This is a genomic window from Ruminococcus sp. RTP21358st1_G6_RTP21358_211008, from assembly GCF_040908885.1.
In the GTDB taxonomy this organism is placed as follows: Bacteria; Bacillota; Clostridia; order Lachnospirales; family Lachnospiraceae; genus Blautia_A; species Blautia_A faecis.
Genome location: NZ_JBDGDM010000063.1, coordinates 1 through 21,571, shown reverse-complemented (window position 1 = coordinate 21,571; position 21,571 = coordinate 1). Strand labels below are relative to the sequence as shown.

Genomic DNA, 21,571 nt, shown 5'->3' with positions numbered 1-21,571 from the left:
GTTACCGTGATCTTGTATTCAGTTGCATCATAGGTGATTCCCTCTACGGTTGTTCCTTTTCCCTGCTCGCTGACGGTGTAATAATAGGTTCCCGCCTCCGTGTACTCGATCTCTCCGAAGCTGTAAGCCCCATTCGCACCGTTGGTCGCGGTCACTGCTGCTTTTCCGTCTTTTGCTTTCCAGTTTTTATCTGTTTCCTGCAGGACGAAGGTGAACTTTCCTGCTTCCAGGGTCTTTCCTTCCAGGGTCTTTGTTCCGCTGAAGGTGATTCCTGTTTTCTTAGATGTATAACTGTTATGAAATACCAGATTATCTAGCCCTTTATCAGCACTCGCATTCAGTGTTCCGTTTCCATTATTAGTTACCGTTACTGTAATAATGTAACTATCTGTAGTATACGTCACTCCTGGAAGTTTATTTTCCGGTACTTTTTCAATCACTTTATAATAATAAGTTTTCGCCGTAGTATATGTGATTGTATCAAAAGTCACGGTTCCGTCTGCCGCATTGCTCTTGGTGTCTGTATAGCCACCTGTTACTGCATTTCCGGCCGAATCTACTTCTGCGATTGTGAAGCTAAATTCCCCCTCTTTTAGTTCTCGACCACTTAACTCCTTCTTTACAACAGGTGTATATGTTCCACTTGCTCCAGTGTTAGAAATATTTACATAGGCAGTACGTTCTCCCTGAATAGGGGCTTTATGAATTTCTCCACCTATCTGATGTAGAATTTTTGCCACATCTAACTGAGAGACATTATTTCCAGAATATAAGGTTCCATCTGGCAACAACTGAATACCAGGTAACTGACCTCCACCTAACTTAACTGTTCCATTAAATGGAGTTCCATCTTCTTTTATATAATTCCATACGATATTCAGGCCAGCTTTTGACCAGTTTTTGCCATCCTTAATATTAGTTCCACCAACATCTACTATTCCGATATCACCGCCTAACAAATCAAGTTCTGTTATTCCATCTGGAACAATCATATTTATTACTAATTTTTCAGCTGAATCGGCTAATATATTTCCATTGTATGGTAAATAAACCGAATTTCCGGTCAAGACATTTGGAGTAATATAAATAACCTGTGTACCATTTCCTGATTTAGCCGTTCCTAAATCCCTGGCCAGAGTTTTCAACTTCCCATTAATCATGGCAGATACGCCACCAGAAGAATATTCTCCATTAGTAACTCTTGAAGTAAACTCACTATCTGACAAGCCATATTTTACATTATTTACTTGTCCTGATATTGAAATTTCACCTGATTTAGATGTTGTGTACAGATTTCCATCTCTTAATTTAACTGTACCACTAGCTGTTTTTACGTAGTTATCATTATTAAAAATTTCAATTGCTGTATTTTCACTATAAGATACTGTGAAGTCCTTATATGTATTACTTACCTTATTATATTTTCCACTGCCATACGTATATTGTCCTGACTTACTTTCTTCGAGCTCATATACACTATACTTATAGGAAGAAGAACCCGTTCCGCTGGAGCTTCCTAACTCAATCGTATCAAAATTGAAAGATTGAGTTCCATCCTTACTAAATGTAAGCGCTTTTACCTGTACCAGCTTATCGTTGCTATCAAATAATCCAAATTTAAATGTTTCTGTATCTTTTAATCCAGAAACCGTTTTAGTTGTATGAATCTTTAATCTTTCTGTATACTGGCCAACGTTACCGCTATCGCCTATATCACTACCATCTGAGTGAAACGAATCTGTGGCAATATTTCCTTCCATGTCGCCAGCATTATAGAACGTTCCTGCAAACACAGCATAATTTGTCGCAGATCCCAGAGAACCATATACATCTGAAACAGTGGTATTACCAATAGTGGTAACGTTTATCTCTGCCGCGTCACCATTAATCTCGCCGCCAGATACCTTTTTTGTGTAGTCTAATATATTATTGCTTTTTATTACAGCGTAATTATCCTGAGCATAATTTTCATTATAACTGCCCTGTTTCAGTGTTAGCAGTACTACCTGGGCATCGGTAATATTCCGCGATTGCAAAATTACATTACCACTTCCGTCCGTTACATCAACCTTAGCGACCTTTGATCTGGCTTCATACCATGAACCATTATCCTTCATTGCAGCCACATAATAAGTTCCATCTGGTGCATTAAGTGTAACATCAACCAGCTCCGCACTCTTCTGCTTCACCCTTCCCACCGTCGCCGCATACGTCGTCACAGATGAATCAGCCATGATCATCACGAAAGCGAGAAACAGTGCCAAGAAACTTCTTAAATACCCATTCTTTTTCATAATGTCTCATTCCTTTCTTTGGATATATAGATTTATTTTAACCGAATCGGGAATTATTTTCGGTTGCATGATAGATAGTATATGATTTTTAAATATATTCTATCACTTTAGCTCTTTCTCCAACTCTTTCATTTTCCGAAAGAGTTACAAAAACGAGCGATTTCCTATGGCATTTTTAGCATTTTTCAAGTCTTTTTCATAAATCAGGAGCAAATGAGCTCATATTCATCACAAATCACATCGTAGACCATAATTTATACCTCCATTTCACACATCTCTCCAATGGATGCCACATAGAAATCAACCTGAGTGAATTTCTTATCGCCAGAGAGCTTATTGAATTTTTTTGCAATTCGTTTGGAAACGATGGGGCAGTTCTCCTGGCTGATTTCGATCAACATGACAATATACTGCCGGACATTGTATCTGGTGTAAAAATCACCTTTTCGTATGGATGACTGGATAGCCTGTCTGAGAAGTTCGGACTTTTCACGTTCCTTCTCCTCCGAAACATGATCCGCCTTATAGTCCAGTGTGCAAAGCATAACAAACACGGATAAGCCGGAACGCTCCACCATACGGCTGAATACATGATAGATGTCAACAAAGCTGGGAAACGGACAGAAATATGCTCCTACTGCAGCCTCCTTTTCCCGAAGTCTTTCCTTGATATCGCTAAGGGCACCTGCTGCCTGTGAAGTCCGTTCTCCCATCAGCTTGAAACGCTTTAACATTCTCTCCGAAGGGGCCACTCCCATTTCATCGAATAAAAGCTTTTCGGTGTTTTGGTAAACTTCAAGGCCTTCCTTATATCGGGACATTCCGATCAGGCTGTCGATTTCCCAGACCTGCCACTCGTCAAAGGGATAAATTTCGGCGGCTCTGTGCGCCACTTTATGCAGATCTTCATACCGTTCATGCCCCTTCAGCCAGCGGCACAGCTCCTCTGTAACACGGAAGTACTCATCTCTGCACCGGACATTCTCCACAGCGACCCATTGCTCCCCGATCATATCCGGGAGAAATTCACCTTTATAAATTTTCCAGGCCTGCATCCAGAGATGGAGCTTGTCCTCTTCCCGTTTCTCCTTTTTTTCTTTCTCTATCAGTTTCCGGAACTCATTTACATCAACCTGAACTTCAATATTTCCGTCCCAACGGCACATTCCGGACTGGATATTTATGTATTTGCTATCTGGAAGTCCAATATCCTTCAGCTGTTTACGAAGTCTGAAAATGGTGTTGTTCAGGCTTCCGTTCTTATTCTCCACCTCAACTCTTCCATAAAGGGCATCTATCATAGCAGCTTTGGAAATTCCGCCGTCTTCGGTATGAAACATAAGCAGCTGAAAAAGCTGTGTAGTCTTCGACGCCTTATTTCGATCCAGTACCAGTTCTTTTCCCTTATATTCCAACGAAAAGGTTCCAAGCATGCGAACCTTTAATACGTTTTTTTCCATATACTTTTCTCCATAACTAAAATAATTCTAGAACGTATTTATTGCAGACGTAATTAGCAATAGCCTTTTATTTCCTTATTAATTATAATACGACTTTTTTACATAATAACACCAGAATAAAAAAAGAACTATTAACATTTGGTTAAAAAAAAAGCAGAAGTTTTCGTTACATGTACTGAAAACTTCTGCTCTTACTGCTTCTTTATTCTGTTACTTCGTACTGCCTCAATTCATATTTCAGTTTGGTGCCCTCTTTGATTTCTATTAGCAAAAGGACTCCGGGCACCGGCTTCTCACCGGCATGTCCTCGCCTTTTACGTATCTTGCATTAAATTCCATATTAATCTGGCGAAGCTCTTTCTTCCCGTCAATGTATTCCTGATACATCTCAGCCAGCCCTGCCATACAACCGTCGCAGTTCGCCTCAATATTTCCAAGGGATTCTGCAACAATCTTCTCCCGCTCCTCACGGGTAGTTTCTGCGATTAAATATCCCGCCATCTTTACGCCTCCACTTTCTCAGGTAAATTTCATTATCTCTATTATAGCGTACTCCTTAACAATTTCAACTTTAACTTCCATAAACACTTTGGAATTAATTGATAAATCCACCTGCAAAAACTGTTTATTTTCTCGTTTATGTGTTATATTATATCTACCTTATATTAGCCAGGAGGACTTTATGCAGAAAAAACGAGTAGGTGTGATTACCTTCCATAACTACGACAATTACGGTGCCATCCTGCAGAGCTATGCGCTTCAAAAAAAGCTGCAGGAAATCGGCACTCAGCCGGAAATTATTGATTACCGCTGCGACTATATCAGCAATCCTTTCCGTCTTGTAAACCTGAAAAAGAAAGGACTTTTTAACTATATTTACGGGGCGATCGGCCATATCTGCTACATTCCCCGCCGTTTCAAATGCAACAGATTCCGTAAGCATATGCGTTACAGCCAGCCTGTCACTCAGGGTAAAATGCAGCCGGTAGCTGGCAAATACGATATTTATATTGCTGGAAGCGACCAGATCTGGGATTACAAGCTTACCAATTTTGACACTACCTATTTCCTTGATTTTGTAAAAGAGGGAAAAAAGAAATGCAGCTATGCCGCAAGTATCGGTGAAAATCTTCCGCCGGAAGAATACCAGCAGAAATATAAAGAACTGCTTTCCGATTTTGATGAAATTCTGGTTCGTGAAGACTATGGCGCTGACATTGTAGAGAATCTCACAGAGAAGCGTCCTGAAGTGGTCTGTGATCCTACCCTTCTTCTCACTGCGGAGGAGTGGGATAAGCTTCTGGTTGAGCCAAAATATAAAGAAAAATACATTCTGGTTTACCAGCTGGGAATTAACAAAGAAATCGTAGACTTCGCCCGCCGACTCCACAATAAGACAGGCTACCGTATTGTATACATTCCTTTCCCATTAGTCGGACTTCTGAAATGTGACTGCAAGATCACAGTTGGTCCTGCAGAGTGGATGGGACTTTTCAAAAACGCAGAATATGTAGTTTCTGATTCTTTCCATGGCGTTGTTTTTGCCCTTATTTTTAACCGCAAATTCTTCGCCAAGGTAAACGGTCACCACATGAACCGCCGTGTTCAGCAGCTTCTTAATCTGGTGAAGCTTACTGACAGAACTATGGATGATGTTTCTTACGAGAAGCTTACCGAAGAAATTGATTTCACTTATGCAAATGAGCAGATTGCCCGCTTCCGTGAGCACTCTATGGAACAGCTGCGCCAGATGACATCTGAGGATTAAGCAGCGATTACCAATAAATGGAGATTTTTAGCAAATGAATAAAGAAAAAAATGTAAAAAAAGCCTTTTTATGGAATATGATCGGAAGTACCTGTTACTCAGGCTCCTCCTTTTTGTATCTCCTGGTGGTAACTCGTGTGTGTGGCGCACAACTGGCAGGTTTTTATTCCTTAAGCTATGCTACTGCACAGCTGCTTCTGCAGGTGGGACGCTATGGTGTCCGCACCTATCAGGCCACGGATCTGGAGCACAAATATATTTTTTCTGAGTATAAGGTTTCCCGCATTATCACCTGTGCACTGATGATGCTGTTTGGAATTATTTACAGTTCCTTCAGCTTCAAAGGCGAATATATTATCATCAGCACTTTTATTATTATGATGAAAATGATTGATGCGGTGGAGGATGTTTTCCACGGAAATCTTCAGCAAAAGTACCATGTTGAGCAGATGGGAAAAATGCTGGCGGCGAGAAATCTGTATTCCGCAGTTTTTTTCACCGCTATGCTTATTATCACCAAGAGCCTGTACTGCACCTGTGTTGCTACTTCTACAACCTCCCTTATTCTGTGTCTTATCATTAACTCACAGATGACCAGAAAATACGTTGGTCATGAAGAGGATGGACGCAAGCTTCAGATGTCTCATGTGTGGGAGTTACTTCGAACCTGTACGCCTATGTTTATCGGTACTTTTCTTTCCCTGCTGCTCTACAACATTCCAAAATACGCAATGGCTGGCGTTATGACAGATGAATATCAGACTTACTATAGCATTCTGTTTATGCCGTCTTTTGTAATTTCACTAATGTGTGAGTTCGTGTTTAAGCCTACCATCACCACCATCGCGGAATTATGGTGGGAAAATAATGTGAAAAAATTCACACTGTACATACTGCGGATCATTGGCATCATCCTTGTCTGCTGTGTAGCTGTTGTGGCTGGAGGACATCTCATCGGTCGAACATTGCTGGAGATTATTTACGGCGTGGATCTTTCCCCATATAAGCTGCATTTCGTAGTTCTGCTTATCGGCGGTGGAATCAGCGCGGAAGTCTACATGATCTACAATATCCTTATCGCTATCCGCTGGGGAAAATGCCTGCTTCCAGTTTATTCCATAACCGCAATTGTTACCATCGCAGCTGCCCGGATCCTGGTGCAGCAGTGGGGAATTATGGGCGCAGCATTGAATTATGTGCTGTCCTGCTCCATTTTGTTTGTGCTGTTTACTTCGATCCTGGTTTATGTAATTCTTCGAAAAAAGCATCAGAACTAATTCAGTTAATACAACATCCCCCGGAAGGGAAATGTCCGTTTATTGGGACTATTCTTTCCGGGGGATGTTTTTTACTATCTGTTATTCTTTCGGATTTATGCATGGAAGTTGATAATTCCGAACTCCTTCATAGCCCGATAATGCCAACAGCAACAGCAAATCACGCTGTGGTCCTTTCCAGGATTCTACAGGTTCGTACCATTCGTGGATGGTATGCTCTCCACCGCCTTTTCCTCCCCAGCCCACAGTGATGGCAGGGATTCCAAGACTGATGGGGATGTTGGCGTCTGTACTGGCGGCACCGATGTACAGGGTTTCCATGCCTATGGCCTGATTTGCAGCATTTGCAGCCTGGACAATCTGGCAGGATTTGTCCTGGGTACCAGCGGGGCGCATGCCCTTTTGTTCGAAGGTGACTGTGATGCGGTCATCTTCTACTGATGTTTCCCTTTCTCCATTATCAGCATTCACTGACACTGCGCCAGCTGTATCTCCCACACTGCATTTTGCCGTCATATTATTGCAGTCAAGGGTTCCTGTACTCTCGGAACTTAAAGTTCCATATCCCCAGCGGGTGTTTTCCTCATTCACGGCTTCTTCTATTGCCTGGTGGAGTTTTGCAGATAATTTCTCAAGTTCCCCTGCATCCACAGAGCGCATGTCCACCAGCATAGAGCACTCTGCCGCGATTACATTTACAGATGTGCCGCCGTTTACTACGCCTACACTGAAAGTGGTTTTCGGGTTCTTTGGTGTCTGGAAGTCGCTGATTTTCGCAATAGCCCTTCCCATTGCGTGAATCGGGTTGGGAATTCCGAAGCCGGTGAAGCTGTGTCCGCCGGTTCCGTGGAAAGTTACCAGATAGCGTTCACTTCCTACCGCCTGGTAGATGATTCCGGAGGTGTTTTTATCATCAATGGAAACGAAACCATCGTAGTGCCCTTCTGTATTTGCCATATTCTTAAACACATGCTTAATTCCCCTCAGGTCGCCAAGCCCTTCTTCACACACATTCGCACAGAACACAATATCTCCCTCGCCGCGAATTCCTGCAGCATTCATTGCTCTTGCAAGACTGAGAAGTTCTGCTACCGCCCTGGTATCGTCTCCGATTCCCGGACAGCTGTAGCGTTCGCCTTCTTTCTTCAAAGTAAGGTCTGTCTCCCTTGGGAAAACGGTGTCTGTATGTCCCGCAACCATGATTCGTGGTCCATTCCCAGCCCCTTTCCAGGTTCCCAGCACATTTCCCACCTCATCAATGTGCACATCTGAAAGCCCGGCATCCACCATCTTCTTTCGGACATATTCTGCTTTTTCCCCTTCTTCATAAGAAGGAGCCGGTATCTGGCACATTTCCAGGTGCTCCTGCAAAGTTCTTTCATCATCTTCACGCAGAAATTTTAATGCTTCCTGCACACCGTTATATTTCAGTAATTTATCCATAATCGTTTCCTTTCAACTATACTTTCAACTATAGAAAAGTCAGCAAGTTCCAGCCTTCCCAGCCCAAACCTCCTGACTCTCATACGTCTGATTATTATCTTTTTATCACCATACAGTGGTTTTCCACTCATCTGGTCAACACTACATTCGAAATGATTTTTTGCAGAATCAGATCCACTGAACATAATTATAATCTCTCCAGCAGCTTCTCCAAATCTGCATAACTCTCAATATTATTGGACTCCCTGCGAAGCCCTGCACTGTGGGGCATTCCGGCTGTATACCATGCCACATGCTTACGCATCTCCCGAATTCCGATAAACTCACCCTTCATCTCGATCTGCGCCCGCGCATGTTTCAGAATCATCGCTTTCACTTCGGCAAGAGACGGTCTGGCCAGCTCTTCCCCAGTTACAAAATAATGATTCATCTCCCGGAAAATCCATGGATTTCCTTCCACCGCCCGTCCGATCATCACAGCATCGCATCCGGTCTGCCGAAAAAGTGCCTCCGCCTTTTTCGGTGAATCCACATCCCCATTTCCAATCACCGGAATGGAAACAGCTTCCTTAATTCTGGCGATTGCCTCCCAATCCGCTGTCCCTGAATAATACTGCTGGCGGGTCCGTCCGTGAACTGCAATAGCTGCTGCCCCGGCATCCTCCACTCGCTTTGCAATCTCTACAATATCCACCGGCTCATTCTCAAAACCAATACGTACCTTCACGGTCAATGGCTTTTGAATGGCAGATGAAACACTTTTCACAATCTTCACGATCAGATCCGGATTTTTCAAAAGAGCTGAACCCTCACCGTTATTTACCACCTTCGGCACCGGGCATCCCATATTGATATCCAGAATGTCAAAAGGTTCTTCCTCGATTTCCTTCGCTACCTCCGCCATCAGCTCCGGCTCGCTTCCAAAAAGCTGCATGGAAATAGGATGCTCCACCGGGTCGATTTCCATCAGAGCCCTGGTATTTTTGTTCTTATAGGAAATAGCCTTGGCACTGATCATCTCCATGCAGAGAAGCCCAGCGCCCTGCTCCTTGCAAAGCCTGCGAAAGGCCAGGTCAGTAACGCCCGCCATTGGCGCCAGGACGAACCGGTTTGGAATCTCCACCTTTCCGATTTTCCACTTCATCTCCTTTGGAAGCTCATATCTCAACTTAGAATCTAAATTACTACTCATATCACCTTAATTACTTTCATATTTGATGTGTAACTATTCAATCCTTTCAACAATTACTCGCTTCGTGAACTCAAATGTCACATCTGATAAGCTGCTATTTTCCCTGTTTATCATTTTATCCACACAGCTTACTCTTCTGTCTTCTCTTTATCCACATCTTCCCCAAGGAAAAACACACGATAATACATTTCCAGAGATTCCAGAAGCTCCTCTTTCTCTACACGCAGCTTTTTAATTTTCAGTGCACCGCCAATATCATCATAAAATCCATCAGCTTCCGTAGCCTCTGTTTTAAACTGCAGATTTCCATGATCATCAAACTCCAATGTGAAAATTCCGCCAATCTCTTCTGTGAAAAGAACGCACATGATCTGCAGTTCTTTCTTCACATGATCCGGCAGAGAATCAAAGTCTTTATTAAAATAATATTTCTGTTCATAAGCGCTTGCGCCGCAAAGTACTACATTCTCCTGATACAATTAAGTCCCACCTTTCTGTTTTCATCTGTGTCAACAACATTTTCGCAAGTGATATGCCCCATTCACTGTAGGATTATCGCAATCAGTGGGGAATATCATTTGCGAAAATGTGCCTAAATAACACAACCCTTATACATAGCTATACAACCCGCGAACCGAAACCTCACCAGCGCTGACAGCTACGATCGTTCCATCGGTTTTCTCTACCAGCAGCTCTCCGCCATCTGTAATCCCTCTTGCCACGCCCTCGTACGGCTCTTTCGCCAGCACACGCACCGGCTGATTGTAATTAGCAAGAATACTTTCATATTCCTCTTTCAGCCCACTGAGGTCACAGGTCGCTGCAAATTTCTCATAGTATTCCTCAAAAGCTTCCATCACAAGCCCAGGAATCTGGCTTCTGTCAAATTCCCTGCCGCTCTCCAGATAAAGGGATGTGGCCTTGTCTGCCATCTCCTCCGGAAACTCTCTGATATTTACATTAATTCCCACTCCGATGACTGCATAGTCAATTTTTCCATCGCGGACTCCCATTTCGGTAAGGATTCCGCATATTTTTTTGTGGGAAACCACCACGTCATTGGGCCATTTGATACTTACATCAAAACCAAACTTCTTCACAGCCTTCGCCACTGCCATTCCCATCACAAGAGTAAGCATAGGAGCATACTGAGGCTCAAATTTCGGTCTAAGAAGAATGCTCATCATAACAGAAGTTCCCTCCGGCACTTCCCAGGAACGGCCAAGGCGGCCTCTTCCAGCCGACTGAAACTCTGCCAGTGCAAGAGTTCCCTCTGGTGCGCCTTCTTTCGCCAGACGCTTGATCCACAAATTGGTAGAATCTGTTTCTCTTGCAAAATGGACGGTTTTGCCCGCCCATTTTGTATGTATCTGATCTGCAATTGTGGTTTCGTTATAGATACTGCCTGTGACAATTTCTTCGTATGATTCTTTTTCAGAAATCATTTCAGATACCCTTTCTATAACTCCCAATCGTCCAGATTCTTTGAATGAATGATACATCTTATCCAGAGGATAAAAAGTAGTACATAAGAACGTAGGAACAATCGGAATTCATTAATTCATTGTTATCTGGAAGCCGAATTATTTATTCTCTGGCTCACCCAGTGTAGCAACCATAACCGCTTTAATGGTATGCATACGGTTCTCAGCCTCATCAAATACCTTAGAAGCCGGAGACTCGAATACTTCGTCTGTTACCTCCATGTCAGTCAGATTGAAGCGCTCACCCATTTCCTTTCCAATCTTTGTCTTAAGATCATGGAATGCCGGCAGACAGTGAAGGAAAATTGCTTTCTCCCCTGCATTCTTCATAACTGCAGAGGTTACCTTGTATGGTGTCAGATCATGGATTCTCTCTTCCCATACTGCATCCGGCTCACCCATGGATACCCATACATCTGTGTAAATAACGTCTGCGTCCTTCGTTCCAGCCTCTACATCCTCTGTAAGAGTGATGGTTGCGCCGGACTTTGCTGCGTACTCTTTGCACTGAGCAACCAGCTCCTCATTCGGGAAATATTTCTTACTTGTGCAGGCTACGAAATGCATACCAAGCTTGGAGCAGGCTACCATCAGGGAGTTACCCATGTTGTAACGGGCATCACCCATGTATACCAGCTTGATTCCTTTCAGATATCCGAAATGCTCACGGATGGTAAGCATATCTGCTAACATCTGTGTTGGATGATATTCGTTTGTAAGACCGTTCCAAACCGGAACTCCTGCATATTTTGCAAGATCTTCTACAATTTCCTGACCAAATCCACGGTACTCAATACCATCATACATTCTTCCAAGAACTCTTGCAGTATCTGCAATGCTCTCTTTCTTGCCGATCTGGGAGCCAGTTGGATCCAGATAGGTGCTTCCCATTCCAAGATCATGGGCTGCCACCTCGAAGGAACAACGTGTTCTGGTGCTGGTTTTCTCAAAGATCAGGGCAATATTTTTGCCTTTGTAATACTCGGTAAGCTCACCGGCTTTTTTCTTTGCCTTTAACTCAGCGGATAAATTAAGAAGATACAGAATTTCCTCTGGTGTAAAGTCTTTCAGTGTCAAAAAATTTCTGCCTTTTAAGTTCATAATAATCCTCCTCTGGTGCCAGGTATATTGCCTGGCACCATTTTTCTTTCTGTCATACTTTACAGTAAACTGTCGTATAAGTCTTTCAATTTTTCACTTTTCAGACTGACCATAGTCGGCTTTCATCTCATTAATTTCTTTTTTCAAGAATGTTACTCTTCTTTTTTATCCTTCTCATCCACAACAACTTCCTTCAAAGAAGCTGCCAGTCCTGCCAGATTCTGGATCTCTGACGGGATAATGATCTTGGTAGATTTGCCGTCTGCCACTTTCGCAAGAGCTTCGAAGCTCTTCAGAGTAAGAACAGCATTGTCAGCACCTGCCTCCTTGATCATACGAAGACCTTCTGCATTCGCCTTCTGAACCTTCAGAACTGCCTCTGCCTGACCTTCTGCCTCTTTGATCATGCGCTCTTTCTGCGCTTCCGCGCGAAGGATAGCAGCTTGCTTCTCAGCTTCGGCATCAAGAATTGCAGATTCTTTTTTACCCTCTGCAACAAGGATGGTGGATTTCTTCTCACCTTCTGCGATCAGGATTGCCTCACGTCTCTCACGCTCTGCCTTCATCTGTTTCTCCATGGCTTCCTGAATAGCAGCCGGAGGAATGATATTTTTAAGCTCTACACGGTTTACCTTGATTCCCCATGGATCAGTTGCCACGTCAAGGGAAGCACGCATCTTGGTATTGATCACCTCACGGGAGGTCAGGGTTTCATCCAGTTCCATATCACCAATAATGTTACGCAATGTAGTCGCGGAAAGATTCTCGATAGCCATAATCGGATTCTCAACGCCGTATGCGTACAGCTTCGGGTCTGTGATCTGGAAAAATACAACAGTGTCAATCTGCATGGTTACGTTATCTTTTGTGATAACCGGCTGTGGTGGGAAATCTACAACCTGCTCTTTCAGATTGACTTTTCTTGCCACACGCTCTACAAATGGAAGTTTGAAGTGTACGCCGGTTCCCCATGTTGCCTGATAAGCACCTAAGCGCTCAAGTACGATCGCATATGCCTGGGGTACGATGCGGATGCAGGATGCCAGGATCCACAGCACCAGAATGATGACGATCAGCAAAAATAAGATACTTCCCATATTACGCCTCCTTTGGCTCCACGATCAATTTAACACCGTGGACTGCTTTTATGATTACTACAGTATCAACCGGAATTGTTACGCTGTCATCGGATGTCCGGGCCATCCATTCAATGTCATTGATGCGGACCTGACCTGTCTGGGCCAGATTATTGATCTTCTGGATCACGACAGCCTTTTTTCCAAGAAGACCTTCCACATTTGTTTTCTCTGTGTCTTTTCTCATAAGCTTCAGAGCTGCCGGTCTTGTAAAAAACAGCAGCACCAGTGAAACACAGAAAAACAGAAGAAGCTGCGGCACGATTCCCATTCCAATGCCGGCTGCAATAGCGGCAACAAGTGCGCCTCCTGCAAACCAGATGGTGGTAAGTGCCGTGGTAAGCCCCTCAATAACCAGAAGCACCGCCAGGATTCCCAGCCAGATAATTGGTTCCATAAGACTCCCCCTTTCAAGATAAGCGATTGTCAAAATCTGCCATACGTCATCAGATATACTTCAGCAGACAGATTCCAGATCAGCTAATCCTACCGTCTCTGCCTAGCAGCCTCATACATCAAAATTCCTGCAGCCATAGCTGCATTCAAGGACTCCACCTTGCCGCACATGGGGATCCGGATGAGACAATCGGCAGCTTCTGCTGCCTCTTCCGTCAGCCCGTTTCCTTCATTTCCAATAAGAAATGCTGTGCCGCCTTGATAATTCTCCTGATCATAGGAATTCTTTCCTTTCAGGTGGGCTGCAAAGGTACGGATACCTTTTTGCTCCAGTTCTGCTTTTAATGATACCACATCCTCCACATATAGGAAAGGCATTCTGTAAACAGATCCCATTGTTGAGCGGATGACCTTTGGATTGGTAATGTCTACGCAGGTTTTCGTAAGAAAAACACCGGAAACACCAGCGCCCTCACCTGTTCGGAAAATAGTCCCTGCATTTCCCGGATCCTGAAGATCCTCAAGAACCATTACCAAAGGAGCTTCTCCTTTTAAAATATCTTCCACAGTCCACACCGGTTTCTTCAGAACTGTAAGAATTCCCTGTGGAGTCCTGGTATCACACATCTGGCGGAAAACATTATCTGCCACGATTTCTCTTTTTTCTTCCGGAAGCTCCATGACCTGCTTCATCAAGGACTCCTCTGCTGTCAGGGATTCTGTTACATAAACCCTGGAAATCCAATTCTTTGGAGCTTCCCCGAACATTTTCCGTCCCTCAGCCACAAATAAGCCCTGTTCCCTGCGGGCCTTGGCCTTCTGGTTTAACTGTATGATATTTTTTACCTGTGTATTATTTGCACTGGTTATCATAAATTATCCTCCCTGTTACAACGGCTTTCGGAATTTATTCAAATCCTCATTCTTTCCTACCGCGACCAGAATACAACCCGCTTCCAGCTTCTCCGCAGGATTCAGGTTTACATTTACAGAATCTCCATGCTTCACTGCAACCATATTTATATGATGCTGTTCACGAAGCCTGATTTCTGAAAGACTTTTTCCCACCCATTCATCCGGAATCCGGAATTCTGCCATACTGAACTCCGTAGAAAGCTCAAACACATCCTCAAATCCACTGGCTGTAAAATTACGGGCAACGCGGATTCCCATGGAACGCTCCGGATATATTACCTGATCAGCACCAATTTTCTCCAGGATCCGGCCATGAAGGGAATTCATTGCCTTCGCCAGAACAAGCGGGACGCCCAGGTCCTTCACCTGCATGGTAGCTGTAATACTGGCTTCCATATTTTCTGCAACCGCAATAATCGCAACGTCTACATTCTGCACACCCAGGGATTTCAGAATTCCAGGCTCGCGCACATCTGCACGAACTGCATAAGTGACAGTATCTGCAATTTCCTGAATATTTTCATCTTTATCATCAATTGCCAAAACATCATAATCTGCATTCGCAAGCTCTTTTGCCAGGGTCATTCCAAACTGCCCCAATCCAATGACTGCAAAGGATTTTCCGCTCATTCTAATCTCCTTTAAAATCTGCTATGAAAGCAACGGACTTCCATGCGGGATAATGTCGTCCACAGACGCCATCTCCTATCCTATCATAATATTCTCTTCTGCCAGATGTACATCCTTGGTGCGCTTCTGCGCACGGGATACAACTGCTGCGCCTAGTGTCAGAGGACCGATTCTTCCAAGATACATGGTAAAAATAACGATCCATTTGGCCGGTGTATTCAGAACAGCGGTCAGTCCTCTGGAAAGACCTACGGTTCCAACTGCAGAGGTAAGCTCATACAGCACGTCCACAAAGGGGGCTTCCGGCATAACTGCAAAAATCCCCAGCACGGAAATAAGCAGCACACTAACCGCCATTCCCACAACTACCTGTGCAGAACGGATATAACTGCTGCGAATCTTTCTCCCATAAACCTCTACATCCTTTTTTCCCCGAAGGTTGGCAATAATACTCAGCACAAGCACTGCAAGTGTAGTCGTCTTCACTCCGCCGGCAGTCCCCATAGGAGAACCTCCAACCAACATAAGAAACAGACAGATCATTACACTTCCGCTGGTCAGCGCCCCCTGATCAACTGTAAAAAAACCTGCTGTTCTTGTGGTCACAGACTGAAATGCCGCTGCCATCAGCTTCTGTCCAAAGGACAGACTTCCCAGTGTGTCCGGGTTCTTATACTCAAACAGTAAAATACAGATTGTCCCACCAAGGAGCAAAATCCCGGTTGTAGTCAAAACCAGCTTGCTCTGCAGACGAAGGGTCCGGAATAATCTGCCAGGAGAAAGCTTCTTCTGAAAAACCAGCTTTATTCTTTTTCCAAGATCCCACCATACGTTAAAGCCAAGTCCAGAAGCAATAATCAATCCCATAGTTGTCACATTCACCAGAGGATTGGTTACATAGTCTGCCAGACTGTTCTCTCCCAAGAGATCGATTCCTGCATTGCAAAAGGCTGAAACTGCTGTAAAAGCAGCCTGCCCCAGACCTTTCACCAGTCCAAGCTCTGGTACAAAGCAGAATGCATAGCCGACGGCTCCGATTCCTTCCGCTGCAAATACGCAGAGAACCACTTTTCTCACCACTGTTACCAGACCGGACATCTGCTCCAGATTATAGGATTCCTGGATCATTCTGCGGTTCTTCAGACTGATCTTCTTATTCAGGGAAATAAAAATAATGCTTGCAAGAGCGATCAGGCCAATTCCGCCAATCTGGATCAGCAAAAGGATCACCAGCTTGCCGATCAGGCTCCAGTGAGTGGCTGTGGTCACAGTTACAAGACCGGTTACACATACACAGGTGGTGGCTGTAAACATAGCATCGGAGAACGAAGTGGTCTGGCCTGCTGCCGTACAGAAAGGCAGCCACAAAATTAATCCTCCTACAAAAATTACCCCCGCAAAGCTGAGGGTAATAATCTGTGCCGTATTCAGTTTATGCAATTTATATTGCAGGTTTTGAATGAACATAAGCTTCCTTTATGCCAATGCCCCTCAGCATCTTTCGCAGAATATTCTGCTGCAGAATGTCAGGAACAATGACTCTTTTATAATTACGGTTCACCTGACGCCGACACATAGCTCAAAGAATTTCTGCAAAATGTGTATCACAGACTGTAAAACCCAATCGGAGATATGCTCTGAGACAAGTGAACCGTATTATCACTGTTATTTCCTATAGTTATGGGAAAGGGACTCACAAACCTCCCACATATATGGAGTTACGCTCTTCTCCATTGCAAGAGCTTCATTGATATCGAAATCAACGAAATCACCATGACGATATCCAACAACACGGCTCTTCTTGCCTTCCAGAAGAAGGTCTACTGCCATAGCACCCATCATGGATGCATATACACGGTCCTTACATGTTGGGCTTCCACCACGCTGCATGTGACCAAGGATAGTAGCACGTGTCTCGATTCCTGTAGCGGCCTCGATACGAGTTGCCATAGCCTGTGAATGACCGATACCCTCTGCATTGATGATGATGTGGTGTTTCTTACCCATCTTACGGCTCTCAATAATGTTATTGATCAGCTTCTGCTCATCATAGTCATACTTCTCAGGGATCAGAACATCCTCGGCTCCGTTGGCAATACCACACCACAGTGCAAGCCAGCCGGCTCCACGTCCCATAACCTCGATGATACTGCATCTCTCATGGGAAGTAGATGTATCACGAACCTTGTCAATTGCTTCCATAGCTGTATTAACAGCGGTATCAAAACCGATGGTGTACTCTGTACATGCAATGTCAAGGTCGATGGTTCCTGGAATTCCGATTGTATTGATTCCAAGGTTAGCAAGCTTCTGTGCTCCGGCAAAGGAACCGTCTCCACCGATTACAACAAGTCCGTCAATACCGTGCTTGCGGCAGATCTCTGCACCACGCTGCTGTCCTTCCGCTGTGCGGAACTCGGCACATCTTGCAGTGTAAAGAATTGTACCACCACGCTCGATGGTGTCGGATACATCTCTTGCTGTCATATCGATGATCTCTTCGTTTAAAAGGCCGTTATAGCCCTTCTGGATACCTTTTACTTTAAGTCCGCTGGAAAGTCCACGTCTTACAACTGCACGGATTGCAGCGTTCATTCCAGGAGCGTCACCGCCGCTGGTAAGGACACCAATGGTCTTAACTTTGTTTTCTGCCATAATAATCTCCTCCATCTTATGAATCGTCGGGAGCTGTGTCTCCATTTTCAGTGGAAACGCCCTCGTTTTTCTATACACATATTCAGCATTAGTTTATAGCATTTTCAAAGGTTTTTCAAGACTCTTTCCTTAAGTAATTGCCGAAATTACACTCTGTTTTCCGTGATTTTACCATAATTTTCCATATACCTGTCTGATTCTTCACTTTAAAGCGTTTTCAGAGCTCTTTCTACAACCCGGATATTGCCTTCACCATATTTTTTACTCATCTGTGCAAGCCATTCATCCTGCAGATTTACATGGTATGCAGCAGACAGTTTTTTCATTGCTTTTACATCTTTCAGATAAATAACGACAGTGTCTGTACCCTGAGAATTCCGTAGATCCTCCAGAAGCCCTTTTTCTTTCTGGCTGTAATCGTCCTTACTTTCAAACTGGATCCAGAGTTCTCTCGGAATATCGGAGAAAGGCCGTACCTTTTCCAGGATCAGTTTGCTGGCCTTGTCATCCTCGGCAGATACCCGTCCCTGGATGAATACCCTGGCGTCCTCATTGATCATATTCTGCCATTTCTCGTAATCTCTTGGGAAAACCATGACTTCCACAGTTCCAACCAGATCCTCCACGGTAAGGAACGCCATCACTTTGTTTGTTTTGGTATACTTCACGTTTTTCTCTGTGATCATTCCTCCGATGATGACTTTCTGATTGTCCCGTACTTTTGACTCATCCGGTTCACCGCCTTCACGGTCGTCTTCATCTGACGGCTGGAAATCAATAGTTCTTGCGGAAATCATTTTCTCCATCATATTACGGTAGCGATCCAGAGGATGACCGCTCAGGTATATGCCAAGGACTTCTTTTTCGTAGGACAGAACCGTCTCTTTGTCATATTCTTCCAGATTCGGCATACGGATCTCAAATTCTTTTTTTTCATCTTCGCTGGCAATGTCGAATAAGCTGAGCTGCCCTGCCATAGACTGCTTCTTGTTTCGGGAAATGTCATCTACGATCTGACCAAAAACGACCATCTTCTGATGACGGTTTCCTTCCAGACAATCCAGAGCACCGGCCTTGATAAAGTTCTCAATGGCACGCTTGTTCACAGCTTCCATATTCCGCTCAATAAAGTTCTTCACGGAAAGGTACTCGCCATGTTCTTTTCTCTCTGCAACAATAGCCTCGATGACCGGACGGCCTACGCTCTTGATTGCGGAAAGTGCATAGAGGATCGAGCCTCCTGATACAGAAAAACCATACTCGCCTTTGTTGATGTCCGGCGGCAAGATCGGAATATTCATCTGGCGGCAGACCTGAATATACTCGGCAACCTTGGTAGGCTTGTCGATTACGGAGGTCATCAGCGCAGCCATATATTCTACCGGATAATAGTATTTCAGAAAGGCAGTCTGATACGTAACATAGGCGTATGCAGCCGCATGGGATTTGTTAAATGCATACTGTGCAAAATCGATCATTTCGTCATAAATCTTATTTGCGATTTTCTCGTCAATTCCATTCTTAATACATCCAGGAACACCTTCTGCTTCATTTCCATAGACAAAAGCCTGGCGTTCTTTTTCCATAACGTTAAGTTTCTTCTTGGACATGGCCCGGCGGAGAAGATCGCTTCGTCCCAGGGTAAATCCGGCAAGGCTCTGTACGATCTGCATAACCTGCTCCTGGTACACGATACAACCGTGAGTCGCCTTCAGGATTGGCTCCAACTGAGGACAATCATAGTGGATGGTGTCTGGACGGTTCTTGCCCCGGATGTACTGGGGGATAAAGTCCATCGGTCCCGGACGATACAGGGAAATTCCGGCGATCACATCCTCCAGGCTATGAGGCTTCAGTTCTTTCATAAAGCCCTTCATTCCGCCACTCTCCAGCTGGAACACACCGTCTGTACGTCCGGTTCCAAGAGAATCCAGCACTTTCTGGTCGTTATAATCTATTTTTTGCATATCAAGGGATATGCCGTAATTTTTCTTTACATTTTTTACTGCGTTGTTGATTACAGTCAGGGTTCTAAGGCCAAGGAAATCCATTTTCAAAAGTCCCAGCTCCTCAAGAGTTGTCATGACAAACTGGGTGACAATGGTTCCGTCCTGCGCGCGGGAAAGGGGCACATACTCGGAGACGTCTTTCTGGCTGATTACAACTCCGGCAGCGTGCATGGAGGTATGTCTTGGAAGACCTTCCAGACGTTTGGCCATGTCAATCAAATGATGCACATCCGGCTGCTCGTCGTATGCTTTTTTCAGTTCCGGGTTTACTTCCATGGCTTTGTCGATTGTGACAAGCTTCACATTCGGTATTTTGGCAGGAACCATTTTCGCAATGGAGTCTACCTGGGCATATGGCATATCGAGGACACGGCCTACATCACGGATAACACCGCGGGCTGCCAAAGTACCGAATGTAACAATCTGAACCACACAGTCTTTGCCGTATTTCCGTACAACATAGTCGATTACTTCCTGTCTTCGCTCAAATCCGAAATCCACGTCAATATCAGGCATGGATACTCGCTCCGGATTCAGGAAACGTTCAAACAGAAGGTCATATTTGATTGGATCAAGTAAGGTGATTCCAAGGGTATATGCAACAATACTTCCGGCTGCGGAGCCTCGTCCGGGACCTACTTCAATGCCATTACTGCGGGCATAATGGATGAAATCCCACACAATGAGGAAGTAGTCAACATAGCCCATATTTTTGATAGTGTTCAGCTCGTATTCCAGTCGCTCCCGTAGCTCTGGGGTAACCGGATCGTACAGGCGCTCCAGCCCTTCGAAGCAGAGCTTATTCAGGTATTCCCAGGAGGTGTAGCCCTCGGGAACGTCGAATCTTGGCAGCTTGGTAACTCCGAATTCAATTTCTACGTGGCAGCGCTCTGCTATTTTATGTGTGTTCTCCAAGGCTTCCAGTGCATATGGGAAAAGTGCCGCCATTTCCTGCTCGGATTTCACGTAGTACTGACCGCCTTCGTAGCGCATACGGTCTGTATCGGACAGCTTCTTCCCTGTCTGGAGACACAGAAGAATGTCGTGAGGATCAGCATCTTCTTTGTAGGTGTAATGAATATCGTTAGTGGCTACCAGGTCAATTCCAGTCTCCTGGTGCATGCGCAGAAGCTGCTGGTTTACATTCTGCTGTTCCGGAATTCCATGATCCTGAAGCTCCAGGAAAAAATTGCCTTCGCCGAAAATTTCCTGATAGCGGAGGGCCGCCTTCTTAGCGTCCGGGTACATTCCTCTGTTAAGGAACCGGGCTACTTCACCGGCCAGGCAAGCGCTCAGCGCGATGAGACCTTCGTGATATTCCCGGAGAAGCTCCAGGTCTACTCGTGGTTTATAGTAAAAGCCTTCTTTAAAGCTTTTGGATACAATTTTCATAAGGTTCTGGTAGCCCTGGTTGTTCTCGGCAAGAAGTACCAGATGGTAGTAACGGTCGTCGCCACTGCCGATCTCGCGGTCGAAGCGGGAACCAGGGGCTACATAGACTTCGCAGCCAAGGATCGGATTGATTCCGGCTGCTTTCGCTGCCCGGTAAAAATCGATGACGCCGTACATGACCCCATGGTCTGTGATGGCCGCGCTGTCCATCCCAAGCTCCTTTACACGGGCAACATATTCTTTTATTTTATTGGAACCGTCCAGCAGGGAGTATTCGGTGTGGACGTGGAGGTGGGTAAAAGCCATTGTGTGTCTCCTTCTTCGCAAATTTGCTATTTAATGTGTTGGTCGTTATCCCGGACGCGATTTCACAATGTATATTCACCGCCGCGCGTCGCAACGTTCCGGCAAGCTAATGAC

Annotated in this window: 18 protein-coding genes; 2 read left to right on the top strand and 16 right to left on the bottom strand. The window is 44.7% G+C overall.

From position 1 onward, the window contains the following. From AB5Z12_RS18530 to AB5Z12_RS18520, 3 genes are all read right to left on the bottom strand, one after another. On the bottom strand, nt 1–2,294 hold a 2,294-nt coding region (locus AB5Z12_RS18530; RefSeq protein ID WP_368357452.1), incomplete at its 3' end, for an FctA domain-containing protein. Between the two features lie 254 nt (nt 2,295–2,548). Next, nucleotides 2,549–3,754 (bottom strand): BTAD domain-containing putative transcriptional regulator, encoded by a 1,206-nt coding sequence (locus AB5Z12_RS18525; RefSeq protein ID WP_368357451.1) that lies wholly within the window; start codon nt 3,752–3,754, stop codon nt 2,549–2,551. 264 nt (nt 3,755–4,018) lie between these two features. After that, complete coding sequence (locus AB5Z12_RS18520; RefSeq protein ID WP_173770309.1) at nt 4,019–4,255, bottom strand: purine biosynthesis protein PurH; 237 nt, start codon at nt 4,253–4,255, stop codon at nt 4,019–4,021. Nucleotides 4,256–4,436: 181 nt separating this feature from the next. Here AB5Z12_RS18520 and AB5Z12_RS18515 point away from each other — a divergent pair, with 181 nt between their 5' ends. Together AB5Z12_RS18515 and AB5Z12_RS18510 are read left to right on the top strand one after the other, a co-directional pair. Continuing rightward, nucleotides 4,437–5,522, top strand: coding sequence for a polysaccharide pyruvyl transferase family protein (locus tag AB5Z12_RS18515; protein WP_173770308.1), 1,086 nt, complete (start codon nt 4,437–4,439; stop codon nt 5,520–5,522). A gap of 34 nt (nt 5,523–5,556) precedes the next feature. Then, nucleotides 5,557–6,798, top strand: a complete 1,242-nt coding sequence (locus tag AB5Z12_RS18510) for a lipopolysaccharide biosynthesis protein (RefSeq protein ID WP_368357450.1) — start codon at nt 5,557–5,559, stop codon at nt 6,796–6,798. An 81-nt stretch (nt 6,799–6,879) separates the two neighbouring features. Here the strand turns inward: AB5Z12_RS18510 and AB5Z12_RS18505 are convergent, their stop codons facing one another. The 13 genes from AB5Z12_RS18505 to AB5Z12_RS18445 all read right to left on the bottom strand — a co-directional run bounded on the left by AB5Z12_RS18505 (nt 6,880) and on the right by AB5Z12_RS18445 (nt 21,457). Continuing rightward, nucleotides 6,880–8,241: a M20/M25/M40 family metallo-hydrolase gene (locus AB5Z12_RS18505; protein WP_368357449.1), complete on the bottom strand. Its 1,362-nt coding sequence runs from the start codon at nt 8,239–8,241 to the stop codon at nt 6,880–6,882. Further along, nucleotides 8,226–8,372 (bottom strand): hypothetical protein, encoded by a 147-nt coding sequence (locus AB5Z12_RS18500; protein WP_368368731.1) that lies wholly within the window; start codon nt 8,370–8,372, stop codon nt 8,226–8,228. The genes AB5Z12_RS18505 and AB5Z12_RS18500 overlap by 16 nt, the downstream gene beginning before the upstream one ends. Nucleotides 8,373–8,428: 56 nt before the next feature. Further along, nucleotides 8,429–9,385 (bottom strand): tRNA dihydrouridine synthase DusB, encoded by a 957-nt coding sequence (gene dusB, locus AB5Z12_RS18495; RefSeq protein WP_368357453.1) that lies wholly within the window; start codon nt 9,383–9,385, stop codon nt 8,429–8,431. A 176-nt stretch (nt 9,386–9,561) separates the two neighbouring features. Further along, the gene (locus AB5Z12_RS18490; RefSeq protein WP_118583962.1) at nt 9,562–9,912 is read right to left on the bottom strand and encodes a DUF6145 family protein; all 351 of its coding nucleotides are present in this window, start codon (nt 9,910–9,912) and stop codon (nt 9,562–9,564) included. Nucleotides 9,913–10,041: 129 nt separating this feature from the next. Further along, complete coding sequence (locus AB5Z12_RS18485) at nt 10,042–10,878, bottom strand: biotin--[acetyl-CoA-carboxylase] ligase (RefSeq protein ID WP_368357447.1); 837 nt, start codon at nt 10,876–10,878, stop codon at nt 10,042–10,044. A gap of 138 nt (nt 10,879–11,016) precedes the next feature. Continuing rightward, nucleotides 11,017–12,018, bottom strand: coding sequence for an ornithine carbamoyltransferase (gene argF / locus AB5Z12_RS18480; protein ID WP_195408904.1), 1,002 nt, complete (start codon nt 12,016–12,018; stop codon nt 11,017–11,019). A gap of 152 nt (nt 12,019–12,170) precedes the next feature. Beyond that, nucleotides 12,171–13,115 (bottom strand): SPFH domain-containing protein, encoded by a 945-nt coding sequence (locus AB5Z12_RS18475; RefSeq protein ID WP_173717396.1) that lies wholly within the window; start codon nt 13,113–13,115, stop codon nt 12,171–12,173. Nucleotide 13,116: 1 nt separating this feature from the next. Continuing rightward, nucleotides 13,117–13,551 carry an NfeD family protein gene (locus AB5Z12_RS18470; protein WP_173736404.1) on the bottom strand — a complete coding sequence of 145 codons (435 nt, stop codon included), beginning with the start codon at nt 13,549–13,551 and terminating at the stop codon, nt 13,117–13,119. 89 nt (nt 13,552–13,640) lie between these two features. Beyond that, nucleotides 13,641–14,423 carry a TrmH family RNA methyltransferase gene (locus AB5Z12_RS18465; RefSeq protein WP_368357446.1) on the bottom strand — a complete coding sequence of 261 codons (783 nt, stop codon included), beginning with the start codon at nt 14,421–14,423 and terminating at the stop codon, nt 13,641–13,643. 15 nt (nt 14,424–14,438) lie between these two features. Then, nucleotides 14,439–15,095: a TrkA family potassium uptake protein gene (locus AB5Z12_RS18460; protein ID WP_173736406.1), complete on the bottom strand. Its 657-nt coding sequence runs from the start codon at nt 15,093–15,095 to the stop codon at nt 14,439–14,441. Between the two features lie 75 nt (nt 15,096–15,170). Continuing rightward, the gene (locus AB5Z12_RS18455) at nt 15,171–16,463 is read right to left on the bottom strand and encodes a TrkH family potassium uptake protein (protein WP_368357445.1); all 1,293 of its coding nucleotides are present in this window, start codon (nt 16,461–16,463) and stop codon (nt 15,171–15,173) included. A gap of 297 nt (nt 16,464–16,760) precedes the next feature. Continuing rightward, entirely contained in the window at nt 16,761–17,750 is a 990-nt protein-coding gene (gene pfkA / locus AB5Z12_RS18450; RefSeq protein WP_118583954.1) for a 6-phosphofructokinase, read from the bottom strand. A gap of 206 nt (nt 17,751–17,956) precedes the next feature. Beyond that, on the bottom strand, nt 17,957–21,457 hold the full coding sequence (locus AB5Z12_RS18445) for a DNA polymerase III subunit alpha (RefSeq protein WP_173717391.1): 3,501 nt from the start codon (nt 21,455–21,457) through the stop codon (nt 17,957–17,959). Nucleotides 21,458–21,571: the final 114 nt, after the last annotated feature.

Excerpts from the sequence above, each read along its gene's own strand:
- AB5Z12_RS18525 (WP_368357451.1), bottom strand. The coding sequence starts at position 3,754 with ATGGAAAAAAACGTATTAAAGGTTCGCATGCTTGGAACCTTTTCGTTG.
- AB5Z12_RS18520 (WP_173770309.1), bottom strand. The coding sequence starts at position 4,255 with ATGGCGGGATATTTAATCGCAGAAACTACCCGTGAGGAGCGGGAGAAG.
- AB5Z12_RS18515 (WP_173770308.1), top strand. The coding sequence starts at position 4,437 with ATGCAGAAAAAACGAGTAGGTGTGATTACCTTCCATAACTACGACAAT.
- AB5Z12_RS18510 (WP_368357450.1), top strand. The coding sequence starts at position 5,557 with ATGAATAAAGAAAAAAATGTAAAAAAAGCCTTTTTATGGAATATGATC.
- AB5Z12_RS18505 (WP_368357449.1), bottom strand. The coding sequence starts at position 8,241 with ATGGATAAATTACTGAAATATAACGGTGTGCAGGAAGCATTAAAATTT.
- AB5Z12_RS18500 (WP_368368731.1), bottom strand. The coding sequence starts at position 8,372 with ATGAGTGGAAAACCACTGTATGGTGATAAAAAGATAATAATCAGACGT.
- dusB (WP_368357453.1), bottom strand. The coding sequence starts at position 9,385 with ATGAAGTGGAAAATCGGAAAGGTGGAGATTCCAAACCGGTTCGTCCTG.
- AB5Z12_RS18485 (WP_368357447.1), bottom strand. The coding sequence starts at position 10,878 with ATGATTTCTGAAAAAGAATCATACGAAGAAATTGTCACAGGCAGTATC.
- argF (WP_195408904.1), bottom strand. The coding sequence starts at position 12,018 with ATGAACTTAAAAGGCAGAAATTTTTTGACACTGAAAGACTTTACACCA.
- AB5Z12_RS18475 (WP_173717396.1), bottom strand. The coding sequence starts at position 13,115 with ATGGGAAGTATCTTATTTTTGCTGATCGTCATCATTCTGGTGCTGTGG.
- AB5Z12_RS18470 (WP_173736404.1), bottom strand. The coding sequence starts at position 13,551 with ATGGAACCAATTATCTGGCTGGGAATCCTGGCGGTGCTTCTGGTTATT.
- AB5Z12_RS18465 (WP_368357446.1), bottom strand. The coding sequence starts at position 14,423 with ATGATAACCAGTGCAAATAATACACAGGTAAAAAATATCATACAGTTA.
- AB5Z12_RS18460 (WP_173736406.1), bottom strand. The coding sequence starts at position 15,095 with ATGAGCGGAAAATCCTTTGCAGTCATTGGATTGGGGCAGTTTGGAATG.
- pfkA (WP_118583954.1), bottom strand. The coding sequence starts at position 17,750 with ATGGCAGAAAACAAAGTTAAGACCATTGGTGTCCTTACCAGCGGCGGT.
- AB5Z12_RS18445 (WP_173717391.1), bottom strand. The coding sequence starts at position 21,457 with ATGGCTTTTACCCACCTCCACGTCCACACCGAATACTCCCTGCTGGAC.